The organism is Calothrix anomala FACHB-343 (genome assembly GCF_014696435.1).
Lineage (GTDB): Bacteria > Cyanobacteriota > Cyanobacteriia > Cyanobacteriales > Nostocaceae > Aulosira > Aulosira anomala_A.
This window is the reverse complement of sequence record NZ_JACJQG010000008.1, coordinates 137,390-151,707: the sequence shown is the minus strand read 5'-3', so window position 1 is coordinate 151,707 and position 14,318 is coordinate 137,390. Positions and strand designations below refer to the sequence as shown.

Genomic DNA, 14,318 nt, shown 5'->3' with positions numbered 1-14,318 from the left:
CCTGAAATGTTGGAGTTTCTCCAGTGTTCCTGGGTACCATATTTATATTCTATCGTGTCTACAGCTTCTTACTGGCCATCTCCTGATTTTTCTGTTGCTGCTTTTATAGCAGCTAATGCGATCGTTGTCGGTTCAGTAAACATCAAAAGCGGGGTAAGCATTTGGTATGGAGCAGTAGTCAGAGCAGATGTAGAACGCATTGATATTGGTGAATACACAAATATCCAAGATGGTGCAATCCTACACTGTGACCCTGGCTTTCCTACTATCTTAGAAGATCGTGTCACCGTAGGACATCGTGCTGTGATACATTCTGCCTACATTGAGCGAGGAAGTTTGATTGGCATTGGCGCAATCATTTTAGATGGTGTACGTGTAGGCACTGGTAGCATTATTGGTGCTGGTGCTGTAGTTACTAAGGATGTACCACCATTTTCCTTAGTTATGGGCGTTCCTGGCAAAGTCGTCCGCCAAATTACCGACACCGAAGCCGCAGAATTAATCGCACACGCTGAAAAATACCAAAAATTAGCCTTGGTTCACGCCGGTAAGGGAACTGATATTGGCTTTACCAAGCCGGGATGAGGCTGGGGGACAAGGGAGACAAGGAAGACAAGGAAGACAAGGATAACAGGGATAACAAATGTTCCATGCCCCATGCCCCATGCCCCATGCCCCATGCCCCATGCCCCATGCCCCATGCCCAAATTGTAAACATTCTTTACAAACGGGACTGGAAAAATTGTCCACTTCAGCTAACAATAAAAATGAGAGTAGTTGACAAAAGTTTAATTTATTTAACAGAGGGGTTCTAAATATGGACATTGATTTTCGCGTAGCAGTTGTTTTAGCTCCAATCGCTATAGCTGCTGGTTGGGCTGTATTTAACATTGGCGCTGCTGCATTAAGACAAGTGCAAAACTTTTTAAACAGAGAAGCCTAAACTTACATAAAAATTAACATTTTTTAACCGGCTGTTTCTTTTTCTAGGAACAGTCGGTTAGTTAATGTTAGGGCATTGGGGAGCCAGTGCGTTGCGCGGGTTTCCCGCGTTGAAGCAACTGGCGTCATTGGGCATGGGGCATTGATTATTTTCCTTTGTTTTCTATGTTCCCTTTACTACCTAATCCTTATTCATCCTCCTCAAATCTGTGGATATTGATTCTTTACTTCAATCGTTCCAACCTTTTGGTATCAATTTAGGACTTGCACGGATTGTTAAACTCTTGGATAATCTGGGCAATCCTCATCAGCAAGTGCCAGTAATTCATGTTGCAGGTACTAATGGTAAAGGTTCTGTATGTGCTTATCTTTCATCGATTTTGACTGAGGCTGGGTATCGTACAGGACGTTATATTTCTCCCCATTTAGTTGATTGGAATGAACGGATTTGTATTAATGAACAGGCAATTTCCTCAGAAAAATTGTCTGAATTATTACATAAAGTGCAAAGTGCGAACGCACCTAATGAAGAATCGCCAACTCAATTTGAAGTGATTACCGCCGCAGCTTGGTTATACTTCGCCCAGCAGCAAGTTGATGTGGCGGTGGTAGAAGTGGGATTGGGCGGGCGCTTAGATGCAACTAATGTGTGCGATCACCCGTTAGTAACAGTAATTACTTCCATCAGTCGCGAACATTGGCAACAACTAGGCCCGACTGTAGCCGATATTGCTAGAGAAAAAGCGGGAATTCTTAAACCTGGATGCCCTGTGGTTGTGGGACAATTACCAGCAGATGCCCTAGAAGTTGTGCGATCGCGAATTGGAGAATTACAATGCCCAGTAGTCATCCCCCAGCCTGCACGCTCCATATCCTCCGGCTGGGCTGAATACCAAACTCAGGAAAATTCTAAAATTATTCAATATCCCCTACCTTTACAAGGACAAATTCAGTTAACTAATTCAGCCTTAGCTTTAGCTGCTATAGAAATTCTCCAAAAGCAGGGATGGCACATTTCCCAAACAGCCATAATTAATGGCATGGGACAAACTAAATGGCCTGGACGTATTCAATGGGTAACTTGGCAAAAGCATACATTATTACTTGATGGTGCCCATAACCCGGCTGGTGCTAAAGTATTACGCGATTATGTAGATAGTCTCAATCATCCCTCTGTGACTTGGGTGATGGGAATGATGGCGAATAAAGACCACGCTGATATTTTTCAAGTATTATTACGCCCAGAAGATAAATTATTTCTCGTACCAGTACCGGATACATCTTCAGCTAGTCCCGATAAATTAGCCAAACTAGCTACTGATATTTGTCCAAACTTAAGTTTTTGCCAATCCTATCCAGATTTATTATCAGCCCTAGAAGCAGCTTTTACGGCATCAGACAATTTAGTTGTCTTGTGCGGTTCCCTATATTTAATCGGACATTTTCTCGCCAATAAATAATTGAGGCAATACAACTTTGAATTTATATATGTATTGTCAAATAAATGGTTTATTAAAAAAAATTACAAATTGTCATATATTTCTGATAACTTAAACACACTTCCTGGAAATATCAGAACTCTTGATGAGTGCGATCGCTTCACAACTAAAAGCTACAAACTTCACTAGCAAAGACTTTTCCCTAGTTGGTTGTTGTGGTTTTACTTAGTTTAAACGCTGATAGTGAGTATTTAAATTTATTATGTAAATTTAATTTATATTTGTGGCTACAACTATATTTTCTGGGCAAAATTAACTGAGAAATTGTCTGGCAGAAAAATACCTGATTTGACACTGCTATAGCAATTTCTACTTAATAGGAGATAAATATGCTAAAAGTAGTTGTTGGTCACAGTGACGATCCAGATTCTCAAGGCGCAATTGCCGAAGTTTTAGAACATTGTGTTCACGATTTAGCAGGAGTTATACCTCAAGCAGGTATCTTATTTACAGCTATTGATTTTGAGCATGAGTTAATTCTCAAAGAAATTAACCAAGTATTTCCCGAACTAGATTTGATAGGTTGTACCACAGATGGTGAAACCTCCTCAGTATTAGGGTTTCAACAAGACTCTGTAACCCTAATGCTGTTTTATTCTGATACTGTAGAAATCAGTGCTGGTATTGGTTATGGAGCCAAAGAAAACCCCTTTGCTGCTGCTGAACAAGCTGTCAAACAAGCAACAGCAAAAATGACTAATAGCCCAAAATTATGTATTACTCTACCAGCTAGCTATTTAGAAGATGGTTCAACAACAAATGGAGAGTTAATTCTCCAGGGTTTGAAACTAGTCTTAGGCTCCCAAATGCCAATTGTCGGCGGTGCAGCAGGAGATCAGTTTAGATTTCAAAAAACCTACCAATTTTTTCACAATCAAGTACTGACTGATACTTTACCAGTTTTGATATTTGCCGGAGATATTAATTTTTCTTATGGCATTGCCTGTGGTTGGCAACCGATTGGACGCAAAAGTGTAGTTACCAAAGCTGAAGGCACCGTCCTTTACGAAATTGATGGTAGAACAGCAATGGAATATTATCAGAAATATTTAGGCGATCGCCCGCCAACAGCAGAACATCCCTTAGCCGTATATGAAGGAGATAGCGATCGCTATTATATGCGCGTGCCTAATAAACACGATATGGAAACTGGTAGCATCAATTTTCTCGGTAATGTCCCAGAGAATGCCACAATTCAAGTTACAGATAGTCGTCGGGATGAGGTAATTGCTGCTGCTGAAGCTTCATTCCAAACTGCTTTAACAAATTATCCCGGAACTGAGCCAGAAGCGATTTTATTATTTTCTTGTTGCTGTCGCCGTTGGCTTTTAGGCACTAGAGCAAAAGAAGAATATCAACTAGTAAAAAATGCCGTTGCTCAAGCAATACCTATTTGTGGATTCTATACCTATGGTGAATTTGCGCCTCTAGAACCTCATGGTTCTTCTTACTATCATCAAGAAACTTTTGTGACTTTGCTTCTAGGAACAAAATAGGGACTATGGAACCCATTGACTATGAGAAAAAACTAAAAGAATTAGAAAAAAATGTTCGGACATTAAAAAAGAAGCTAGAGCGATCGGAAGCCGATCGCCAACAACTAGAAAACGCCAGCGAAGTCAGAGAAAACATCCTCAAAAATGTCATTTCTGAGTTAGAGGAGTCACAAATAGCTCTGAAAAATCGTGGCGATGAGTTAGAGGAGGCGCTCAAAAATCTCAAAACTTTACAAATGAAATTAGTGGAATCGGAAAAGATGTCCGCTTTAGGAGTAATGGTGGCTGGGATTGCCCATGAAATTAACAACCCAGTCAACTTTATCTATGCTAATTTAAATTATGCTCAACAATATTTTCAAGATTTACTGAGGCTAATTTTACTTTATCAACAATATTATCCTGAACCAGATTTAGCAATTAAAAAAGAAATAAAAGAAATTGACCTTGATTTTCTCCAGCGAGATTTGGAGAAAATTTTCCAATCTATGAATGTAGGAGCAGAGAGAATTACAGAGATAGTTAAATCACTCAGGACTTTTTCCCGATTAGATGAAGCTGAATTTAAAGCAGTTGATATTCATCAAGGTATCGATAGTACACTAGTTATTTTAAATAATCGGCTCAAACGAGCAGGCGGTAACATTGCCGAAATTAAAGTCAGTAAAAATTATGGCAACCTACCCTTAATTAATTGTTATGCCGGACACATGAATCAAGTATTTATAAACATTTTAGTTAATGCTATTGATTCTTTGGAAGAAGCAATATTAAATGCAGCTAAAACTGATTCTCAATCAATTATTCAGCAACCAGAAATTAAAATTCAAACAGCAGTTATACAGAATAATTGGCTAGAAATTCGGATTGCTGATAATGGTATGGGCATGGATGAAAAAGTGCGGACAAAATTATTCGATCCCTTCTTTACAACTAAACAAGTAGGTAAAGGTACAGGTTTAGGTTTAGCAATTAGTTACCAAATTATTATTGACTTACATAATGGGAAATTAGAATGCTATTCAGAACCAGGAAAAGGTGCTGAGTTTGTTATCCAAATCCCCACTAGTTAATGCTAGAAGTAACTAAAGGCAAACAACTGTAAATTTTCTATTTTGGCTTTGAGATTTAAACCAAATTCTCTAAAATAGAGCAACAAATTCAAAACCAGAAACCCAGATACATTCTGAGTTTCTTAATTCTGAGTTTCTTAATTTTGAATTTTGAATTTTGAATTTTGAATTGGTATTACCAATGCCCTACACCCGATTATTCCATTCTTGCGCTGCATCTTCTACAGCTTTATCTACAGTTTTTTCTCCTAACATAGCTGCTTGCAAGTTCTCATAAATTGTCGTTTGCAATTTTTTAATGTCTTTCAAATTCGGCTTTAATATTTCCGCCTGTTGTAGTTGTTGGGCGCTGACAACCCTAGCTTTTTCTACAGTTGTGGCATTAGCTGTAACATCTTTAAAGTAGCTGTCAGTAAGTGATTTAACTGTAGAGGGCAGAACATTAGCCGCTTTAGCAAAAGCTAATTGATTTTGATCGTTAGTGAGAAATAGGGCAAATTTTACTGCCGCATCTGGATACTTACTATCTTTGGGGATGACTACATTCATCACAGCAACATTTTTCTTCCCAGTATCGCCGGTAATTTGCGGTGCGATCGCGGAAGCTTGAGCAATTTTTGGTGCATTATTGGCGATCGTTTTCAGAAACTCAGGCCCAGAAGCCAAAAATGCTGTTTCTCCAGCTTGATATAAATCAATAGCATGACGATGACCTTGAGTTAATACCTCTTTCGGCAACAATCCTTTGTTATACAAATCCACCCAATACTGAAAAGCGGCTTTTCCTGGAGGAGAATTAAAAGCTGCTTTCCCTTCGGTATCTACTAAGGTGACTCCCATTTGCACAAAAGATTCTAATACTTCTCCGGAATCTTGCGGTACAAAAGTGACAAAAAAGGCATATTTACCAGTTTTATCTTTAATTTGTTGGGCAGCTTGGGCTAATTCTGCGTAAGTACTCGGTGATTTGTTGATACCTGCCTGTTTTAACAAATCAGTGTTATAAATGGTTAGCCGAGTGGTGAGGTACCAGGGAATACCAAAACTTTTACCATTGATTGTGCTGGCTTTCCAAATATTGGGCAAATAGGAGGAACGTACTTCTTGTGGAACTTTAGTATCTAGATCCAACCAAGCATTTCGTCCTGCAAGTTGCGCCGCAAAATCCGGATTGAGGTTGACAACATCAGGTGGCGTTTTCCCTGATACAGCTGTTAAGATTTTGTTCTCCATCGCAGCCCAGGGTATATCAACCCAATTAATCTTTATACCTTGATTTTGTGACTCAAAACGAGCAATCAAGTTTTGAAAATAGTCCGTAAATTGAGGTTGAAGTTGCATTGTCCAAAACTCAATCTTTGCTCCTTGTGCCACAGATTGTTTTGTTTCTGTAGCAACTTTACCCGTGCTGCAACTAACAATCCAGCTAGTTAATAAACCTAGCAGTACAAATACAGAAAGACGCTTGAATTTGTGAATTTTAAACATTTTACTAGTATATTTACGCTTGCTTTGAACGAAAAGCTTATGCAGAATTGTCGAGATTATAGGCTAAATCAATTACCTAGTACCAAGATAGTTTTTTAGTATCATTTAACTTTTCAATTTAGCAGTGCGACGGGCAAGAAAGTGGTGAAAAGCTTCAATAGTCTGTTTGGCAAATCGAATAAAGGAGTCGGTATTGAACTAGCACCTGAACGTGTGAATATAGTTCAATTACGCAAACAGCGTCAAGGCTTTAAAATAGAAGCCTTAGTATCGGTAGAAGTTCCTGAAGGACTAATTACCGATGGTCAAATTGTCGATCCGCCAGCAATGGCGCTGTTAATTCAGCAAGCGCTGAATGACAATAAAATCAAAGCTTCTCGGGTTGCGACTGCTGTACCAGGACGAGATTCAATTGTACGTTTAATACCTGTACCAGCCGAGTTAGATGATAAAGAACTGCGGGAAATGGTACTCAACCATGAAGCAGCTTTATATTTACCCTATCCCCGTGAAGAAGCTGATGTAGATTACCAAAAACTCGGCTACTTTGTAGACGAAGATGGGATAGAAAAGGTACAAGTACTATTAGTAGCTACACGTAAGGAGGTCACGGACACATACATAAATACATTTGAGCAAGCTGGATTAGAAATTGATGTTTTAGAGATTAACAGTTTTGCGCTCATTCGCACAATTCGCGATCAACTGCGACAATTTGGCCCCCAAGAAGCAGCAGTATTAGTCGATATCGAGTTTGACAGTTCAGAAATCGCCATCATTGTCAATGGTGTACCCCAATTTTCGCGAACTGTACCGATAGGCACTTATCAAATGCAACATGCCTTATCAAAAGCAATGAGTTTACCAACTACGCGAGATATGGAATTGTTGCAAGGCATGGCGATTATGGCAACTCCTGTAGAGGCTGGAAAAACTGGTCTTACCGACATCAATCCAGGTATGGCAGCTATATTAAGAGTTTTGGGAGAACTAACTGACGAACTGCGGCGTTCCATCGATTTTTATCTCAATCAGAGTGAAAACCTAGAGATAGCACAAATCTTTCTGGCTGGCCCTGGTGGTGGGCTACAACAGCTAGATGAGTTTTTCACCCAAAGATTAAGCTTGCCAACTGCCCAAATCGATCCAATAGCATCTTTATCCTTAGAAATTAACGACGAAAAGTACCCTGTAGTACAACGCTCTGGGTTAGCGACAGTACTAGGTCTAGGAATGAGGGAGGTTTAACAGAATGTACAGTCTGGATATTAACTTTCTCAAAGACCGCCCAAATTACCAAAAAAATACCAGTAAAAAACCTGGAATTAAATTCCCGACTGGGAATTTAACACCGTTATATGTGGGAGTAGCATTAGGCATTTGCTTCCCTGCTGCGGCGGTAGGTGGTTTGTGGTGGTTACAAGCGAAAGTGGTGGAGTCAGAGCAAAAAATAGCACAACTAGATGAGGAAAACAAGAAGTTAGACACAGAAATTGGAAATATTAACAAAATTAAAGAAGAGACTAACAAAGTTAAAGGAGAGACACAAGCTTTAGTGTCAGTGTTTGACCAAATTCGCCCTTGGTCAGCTATGTTACAAGATTTGCGCGATCGCATTCCAGCTAAAGTGCAAATTGAAAACATCAAGCAAATAGCATCTACAGCCCCAGTAGCAGGTCAACCAGCAGGTAATCCGGCTGGTGGCATAGAAATTGTAGGAATGGCACGCTCTTTCAACGATGTCAATGATTTCTTGCTCAGTTTGCAACAGTCGAGATTTTTAAAGTCCTCAGAAAGCAAAATTGTGACAGCAGATTTAGTGGATGCACCAGTACAACCAGCAGCTGTTAATGCTAAAGAGGGTAAAAAAATTCCGCCGCTTCGAGTGGTTAAATACACTATTCAATCAAGCTTGAGCGATGTTCCCGCCTCGGAATTAATCCGAGAACTGGAGCAGAAAGGCACAGTAGGATTGGTGGCACGAATTCGTAGTATGCAACAAACAGGAGTCATTGCCAAATGACGGTGAGTGAAGATTTTAATTTTGCAGAAAATAATGGGGAATTGAGTGAATCTTCAGGTGGTAAACAGCTGTTTGGCATTAGTATCACCCCCCAACTGATTGGTATTTTAGTAGCGGTTTTGGGTATTGCTGGAGCCTTATATGTTGTCTTGAATATGGTAATGCCTGCTTGGGATAGCTATCAACAACAGCAAGGAAAAATTGGTGAACTACAAGGACAAGTCGATCAAAAAAAAGCTAGCCTAAAAAAAATTGATCAGGTAAAGGCTGAACTAGAGCAGGCAAAACAGCAACAAGTCCAGGTTTTAAGTTTATTTGCTAGTGAAAAAACCTTAGATACATTGTTACTAGATTTGAATCGCTTAGTGGAAACTACCAATGCTCAAGTTTCTGCCACTGGTGTCAGAGGTGAACTGAAAAAATTTGCACCAGTATCACAAAAAGCAGAACCGATAGTAGATGGCAGTCTGGGGCTACAAGTTGATGGCAAGCTAAAACGTAGCAGCGTCAATATTCAAATTGTTGGTACTTATGAACAAACGCAATCAATTCTGCGGAATATTGAGCGTTTACAGCCATTGTTGATCGTCAAAGATTATCAATCAAATTTGGAAAGAATACCCATTGAATCGTCGTCCGACCAAGGTGCAAAAAAGCCAACTGCTTTTCTCACCTCAATTAATACAAATTTCCAGTTACAAGCATTAATGCCACTTACTCCAGAGGAAATAGCAGCAGCAGCAGCAGCAGCTACCCCGCCTAAGAAGTAACAGCAATTAGTCACAAAAAAGCCAGGAAATAACCCTAATCCCCAGCCCGTCAACCTTTTATGGGTAAAACAGGTTGAAATATACCTACTCAAAAATTATTTGTCAACAAGGTTTTATTAGGTGAGGAATGAACTGTGAAACAGCTTCACGGTAATAATTTATTATTGGGCACTGCCGCATTTATCTTCTTGGCGGCTCAACCGGTTTGGGCAGATATTAGTCAGATTACTGATGTACAGCTAAATCCAGTTGATGGCGGAATTAATGTCGTTTTAAAAACCTCCTCAGGTTCGCGCCCACAAATTTTCACAACAAAAAGAGGTAAAGCTCTAGTTACAGATATTATTAATACTCAACTACGTTTACCACAAGGCAATAATTTCCGTAAAGATAACCCCACTTCGGGAATTGCCTCCGTCGAAATTATTCAGCTTGATGCTAATAGCGTCCGGGTGGTGGTAACTGGAAGCAATAATACCCCTAGCAATCAGCCTGTAGTGCGAAAAGATAATGGTATTACTCTTAGCTTTAGCCCTGCTGCTGGTACGACAGCGTCAACACCAACACCAGCAGCAACTCCACCATCGACTACACCATCTACTACTACCCCATCCCAACCAGGTCAACCGTCAGGTGTTCTAGTCCCCAATCCGGAAGTGACGATTGATGGGAAGCCTGCACAACCAGCTGGCCCTGGTCAACCTGTATATCAAGGGCCGCCTTTCTTACCTAGAGCTGTGGCTCCACCAGTAGGAGATATTGCTATCTCTAATACTGATGCTTCTCCCAGTACGATTGACCTAGCTACTCAAGAACGTGTCCCGCGGTTAGTACTTAGAGATGCACCAGTGCGGGAGGTGTTGTCACTACTAGCTCGCGCCGCTGGTTTAAACCTCGCCTATATAGGTGGAGAAGGCGCAGGTGGCGGTACTAATGCCGGTGGACAAGCTATTTCTCAAACCATCTCTTTAGATATAGAAAACGAACCTGTTCAAGATGTGTTTAATTACGTCTTGCGTTTGAGTGGTTTAGAGGCTAATCGGAGTGGGCGGACTATTTTTGTAGGGTCAAAGCTGCCTACTTCTACCCGTGACACCGTGATGCGTAGTCTGCGTCTGAATCAGGTAACAGTGGGTGTGGCGCTCAACTTTTTAGTCGGTATGGGTGCAGAAAGTGCCATTAGCCGTGAACGATTGGTTACTAGTGTCAGTGCTGTTCCTGTAGGTAATTCAGCCGCCGCAGTTACCCAAACTCAGACGACTACAGAAACTAAATTAGAAACTCAAAGAGTTGATTTTAAAGACTCTAATCCATTACTAAGAGGTTTACAGGCCTTAGGAGACGAGCGCACTAATTCTATTACCTTGATTGGTTCTCCGAGGCTGATTGATATTGCGATGGCGCAATTAACTCAGCTTGATATCCGCCGTCGTCAAGTGGTGGTTAATGTCAAAATTGTGGATGTGAATCTCACAGGGACGCAGGATTACAACACGAGCTTTTCTTTTGGTGCAGGGAACAACTTCTTTGCTGTGGATGGTGGTGCAGCATCTTTCAATTTTGGTGGCTCTAGACCTGCTAGCGCTACTGAAGCATCAAGAAGTGTAAGTGAAACTCCAGTTATTACTAACCCTGTTTCAGGAACACCTTTTATTGATCCTAATAGCGGTATCAGTATTCCTGGGACTACCCCAGGTACTATAGTAGTGAATCCAGATGGTACAACCACGAGAACCCAAAACCCTGGAAGTGGAACCTTTTATCAACCTATTGCTCCGAGTAGTACCAATCCGCTACAACCAGGTTTCTCTAATATCACTCCAGCTACTGATACCGTTGTAACGCGGAATGCTGATGGAACAACAAGTGTCGCACGGGGTACTCTTGGTACAGTTACAACAGCTCTTCCGTCTTTGTACCAATTCCCCAAACGTTTACTTGCTAGTTTGCAAGCTCAGGTGACAAATGGTAATGCCAAGATTTTGACTGACCCAACTTTAATTGTGCAAGAAGGTCAGCAAGCACTTGTCAATCTAACTCAGGAAGTTGTGGGGAACATAACTATTCAAACAACGGATACTTCAGGCGGCTCAAGAACTGAGAGAACAATAGATAAACAAAAAGTTGGTCTGACGTTGAATGTAAAAATTGAACGTATTGATGACAATGGTTTTGTTTCTCTCTCGGTTGCTCCTACTGTCAGCGCACCTACCGCTGCTGAAAATACAGGAAATGGCCAAATCATTTTAGTATCTGAACGCTCTTTGACTTCTGGGATGATTCGCTTGCGAGATGGTCAAACGCTGATTCTCTCAGGTATTATTCAAGACCAAGATAGAACTAGTGTTTCTAAGATTCCTATCTTAGGTGACTTACCTTTAATTGGTTCGCTGTTTAGAAGAACTAACAGAAGTAATGAACGTAGAGAGGTGATTGTGATGCTGACACCTCAAATTATGGATGATTCAGAACGCTCATCTTATGGCTATAACTATAATCCCAGTCCAGAGGTGCGACAATTGTTGGAACGTCGCGGTTGGCAACCTTCTAATAAGCGATAATGTTAATTCGTAATTCGTAATGCGTAATTCGTAATTACGGAGGCTGGTGAGAATTTGTTGACGAATTTTAGAGATTTTGGGATTAGGGAGATGAGAGATTTATTGGTCTCTCATCTCTATTTATTTTTTGGGTTTTGAGTGAGGAAGGTAATAATAATTTAAGCATTATGGCTGTCAGGTTCTGTGGAGGTAATACCTGTAAGTTGTAATGTTTTTTCCATTTCTAGGCGTTGTTCGACGTTGCGGAGGAAATAACCGTCTACCATTGCGGAACCTAAGAGTCTACCTAGTTCTTCGCGGCTGGTGGTAATTAAGGACTGATATTTGTCATTGGGTAAATTACCTAACATTTCTACAATGGCGCGTTGAATTAAACGCAATACTTCGGGTGATGTGGGTCGAGAAAGTTGAGCAACTGTTTGGGGATTTAATGATTGTATGTATTGCAACAAGTTATTGTTTTGGGTTGGCGATTCAAAGTAATCTGGCTGGCGAGGGGAAAGGTTACTCATGTTTTTTACTTCAATTGCGGTTGATTTATTTATTAATTTATCGGGTTGTTGATTTTGGGAGGGTTGGTGAAACCGAACTTTGAAGGCAGGGTTTGTTCTACTCTGGCTTGGGAGGAGGAAATTTATTTTTTTAACGCAAAGGTACGCTGAGGTTGGCGCGAAGGTACGCTGAGGTTTTTTGAGGTTCTATATATCTCAAAATCATTAGGTGCATTTCTAGCAAGGGAGGCGGTAATTCTCAGGAAAGGTAAAAATCTTCAACTTTCGTTAACCAATGGTTGTTATAAAGCAAAAGTACAGATAATACTTTGTGAGCAGATAGCGATCGCTCTTGAGTGCAACAGTTTCTTGAATACGGGAGTCTGCGCTGTGATAGATGAAATCGACCAACTTTTGGCTGATTGGCAGCAGAAAATTAATGCGGCTAGCCAAAATCTCCTGGAATTACAAGAACAGTCTACATATCAAAGGCTTTGTGGTTATTCTGGCTATCCTCAGCTAAGTTTGGCGGGAATTACGGCGATAAGGGTGACTCCGGCACTGGAGGCGATGAATGATTTGTTTCAATATTTCGACTTATTAGTGCAGGTGGTGGAGAAGGCGAGTAAGTTACGTCAGCAATTACCACGATTTTTAGCCAGCGCAGACAAGATTGATGAGATTAAACAACTGTTGATAGGTGCTTCCATTGATTTACCAGCAGTACATACGCCGCTTGCACAAAGAGAATTGCTGAGTGCTACTCATACAGTAAATGCGATCGCACCTGGGGAGTTATTACAAGTGATGACTCACGCTTTTTCTGTGGCTAGGGATGCTGTTTTAGCTGTGGATGAGGCTTGGAATCATCTAGATAACATTTTGGCAGATGCAGAATCGCAAATTTACGCACTGCAAAACTCAGCAGAATTCTTAGATAGTCAAGTGATTGATGAACTGGTACAAATTCAAACTGCGATCGCATCTTTGCGTCAAAGAGTAGAAGAAGATCCTCTAGGGGTGAGGGTGGAGGTTGAACAACAAATTCAGCCGATGTTGGTAAAAGTAAAGTCAGTTGTTGAACAAGCACTGAAACAGCAACGTCAAATTCGCGCAAGATTGGCGATCGCTCGCGATTTGTTAGAAAAATTAACTACAATCCAGGCAAATTCTCTAGTTACTTTTGCGGAAACTCAGGAGAAAATCGTGGGGTATTTAATCAAATCGCCTTCATTGACGCCTGAGGAGTTAAATGCCCTGACTCAATGGTTAACTAGGTTAGAAACTAAGCTAGCGGAGGGGTTAGTCAATCCAGTTATCATCGGTTTAGAGAATTGGATCGATAAAGCGCAAGCTTACATAGCATCAGAACAACAAGTATTTACTGCTAATAGCGCCCTTTTAGCCAATCGTCAGGAGTTACGAGGACGTTTAGATGCTCTCCAAGCTAAAGCATTAGCTAAAGGATTAATTGAAGATGGCAAACTATCCGATATAGCTGCACAAGCAAAGCAAATTTTATACACGCGCCCCACGGCTTTAGATAAGGCGGCTGAGTTAGTCTCTCAGTATGAGAAGCGGTTGAATTGGGGTATGGGGAATAGGGCATAGGGCATGGGGCATGGGGCGTGGAAGGAGGCAAAGGGGACAAGGAGGACAAGGGAGACAAGGGGGAGAAGGTGGGTAATGAATTGATGATGGCTGTTGAGGCTTTTATCTCGAATGTTGCACCTTTTATCTCGGAAGTTGAGCCTTTTATCTCGAAGGTTGAGCCTTTTATCTCGAAGGTTGAGCCTTTTATCTCGAACGTTGAAGCTTTTATCTCGGAAGTTGAGCCTTTTATCTCGAACGTTGCACCTTTTATCTCGGAAGTTGAGCCTTTTATCTCGGAAGTTGAGCCTTTTATCTCGGAAGTTGAGCTTTTTATCTCGAAATTTCACCCTTATCTCTTCACAAATGACAAATGACAAATGAC

Annotated in this window: 13 protein-coding genes; 11 read left to right on the top strand and 2 right to left on the bottom strand. The window is 40.9% G+C overall.

All coding sequences use genetic code 11. The features are described 5' to 3' along the window. Window positions 1-54 precede the first annotated feature (54 nt). The 5 genes from H6G08_RS06430 to H6G08_RS06410 all read left to right on the top strand — a co-directional run bounded on the left by H6G08_RS06430 (window position 55) and on the right by H6G08_RS06410 (window position 5,010). Window positions 55-585, top strand: a complete 531-nt coding sequence (locus H6G08_RS06430; RefSeq protein WP_190539749.1) for a gamma carbonic anhydrase family protein — start codon at window positions 55-57, stop codon at window positions 583-585. A gap of 232 nt (window positions 586-817) precedes the next feature. Then, a complete protein-coding gene (locus tag H6G08_RS06425) occupies window positions 818-943 on the top strand; it encodes a photosystem II protein Y (protein WP_045870083.1) in 126 nt (41 codons plus the stop codon). 208 nt (window positions 944-1,151) lie between these two features. Continuing rightward, complete coding sequence (locus tag H6G08_RS06420; protein ID WP_190539747.1) at window positions 1,152-2,402, top strand: bifunctional folylpolyglutamate synthase/dihydrofolate synthase; 1,251 nt, start codon at window positions 1,152-1,154, stop codon at window positions 2,400-2,402. A gap of 368 nt (window positions 2,403-2,770) precedes the next feature. Beyond that, a complete protein-coding gene (locus H6G08_RS06415; protein WP_190539746.1) occupies window positions 2,771-3,937 on the top strand; it encodes an FIST signal transduction protein in 1,167 nt (388 codons plus the stop codon). 5 nt (window positions 3,938-3,942) lie between these two features. After that, window positions 3,943-5,010 carry a sensor histidine kinase gene (locus H6G08_RS06410; protein WP_190539745.1) on the top strand — a complete coding sequence of 356 codons (1,068 nt, stop codon included), beginning with the start codon at window positions 3,943-3,945 and terminating at the stop codon, window positions 5,008-5,010. Between the two features lie 186 nt (window positions 5,011-5,196). Here the strand turns inward: H6G08_RS06410 and H6G08_RS06405 are convergent, their stop codons facing one another. After that, window positions 5,197-6,498 carry an ABC transporter substrate-binding protein gene (locus tag H6G08_RS06405; protein ID WP_190539744.1) on the bottom strand — a complete coding sequence of 434 codons (1,302 nt, stop codon included), beginning with the start codon at window positions 6,496-6,498 and terminating at the stop codon, window positions 5,197-5,199. Between the two features lie 141 nt (window positions 6,499-6,639). Here H6G08_RS06405 and pilM point away from each other — a divergent pair, with 141 nt between their 5' ends. From pilM to H6G08_RS06385, 4 genes are all read left to right on the top strand, one after another. Next, the gene (gene pilM, locus H6G08_RS06400) at window positions 6,640-7,746 is read left to right on the top strand and encodes a type IV pilus assembly protein PilM (protein ID WP_190539742.1); all 1,107 of its coding nucleotides are present in this window, start codon (window positions 6,640-6,642) and stop codon (window positions 7,744-7,746) included. A gap of 4 nt (window positions 7,747-7,750) precedes the next feature. Next, entirely contained in the window at window positions 7,751-8,521 is a 771-nt protein-coding gene (locus H6G08_RS06395; RefSeq protein ID WP_190539740.1) for a PilN domain-containing protein, read from the top strand. Beyond that, window positions 8,518-9,291, top strand: a complete 774-nt coding sequence (locus H6G08_RS06390) for a pilus assembly protein PilO (protein ID WP_190539738.1) — start codon at window positions 8,518-8,520, stop codon at window positions 9,289-9,291. The genes H6G08_RS06395 and H6G08_RS06390 overlap by 4 nt, the downstream gene beginning before the upstream one ends. 134 nt (window positions 9,292-9,425) lie before the next feature. Then, window positions 9,426-11,852, top strand: coding sequence for a secretin GspD/PilQ domain-containing protein (locus H6G08_RS06385; protein WP_190539736.1), 2,427 nt, complete (start codon window positions 9,426-9,428; stop codon window positions 11,850-11,852). A gap of 158 nt (window positions 11,853-12,010) precedes the next feature. On the opposite strand, the gene H6G08_RS06380 is transcribed toward H6G08_RS06385, so the two are convergent. Then, a complete protein-coding gene (locus H6G08_RS06380; protein WP_190539734.1) occupies window positions 12,011-12,364 on the bottom strand; it encodes a DUF760 domain-containing protein in 354 nt (117 codons plus the stop codon). 369 nt (window positions 12,365-12,733) lie between these two features. Between H6G08_RS06380 and H6G08_RS06375 the strand changes: the two genes are divergently transcribed. Beyond that, the gene (locus H6G08_RS06375) at window positions 12,734-13,954 is read left to right on the top strand and encodes a hypothetical protein (protein WP_190539733.1); all 1,221 of its coding nucleotides are present in this window, start codon (window positions 12,734-12,736) and stop codon (window positions 13,952-13,954) included. Window positions 13,955-14,022: 68 nt separating this feature from the next. Then, window positions 14,023-14,310: a hypothetical protein gene (locus H6G08_RS06370; RefSeq protein ID WP_190539731.1), complete on the top strand. Its 288-nt coding sequence runs from the start codon at window positions 14,023-14,025 to the stop codon at window positions 14,308-14,310. Window positions 14,311-14,318: the final 8 nt, after the last annotated feature.

Coding starts and splice junctions, on each gene's coding strand:
- H6G08_RS06425 (WP_045870083.1), top strand. CDS start 818: ATGGACATTGATTTTCGCGTAGCAGTTGTTTTAGCTCCAATCGCTATA.
- H6G08_RS06415 (WP_190539746.1), top strand. CDS start 2,771: ATGCTAAAAGTAGTTGTTGGTCACAGTGACGATCCAGATTCTCAAGGC.
- H6G08_RS06410 (WP_190539745.1), top strand. CDS start 3,943: ATGGAACCCATTGACTATGAGAAAAAACTAAAAGAATTAGAAAAAAAT.
- H6G08_RS06405 (WP_190539744.1), bottom strand. CDS start 6,498: ATGTTTAAAATTCACAAATTCAAGCGTCTTTCTGTATTTGTACTGCTA.
- H6G08_RS06395 (WP_190539740.1), top strand. CDS start 7,751: ATGTACAGTCTGGATATTAACTTTCTCAAAGACCGCCCAAATTACCAA.
- H6G08_RS06390 (WP_190539738.1), top strand. CDS start 8,518: ATGACGGTGAGTGAAGATTTTAATTTTGCAGAAAATAATGGGGAATTG.
- H6G08_RS06380 (WP_190539734.1), bottom strand. CDS start 12,364: ATGAGTAACCTTTCCCCTCGCCAGCCAGATTACTTTGAATCGCCAACC.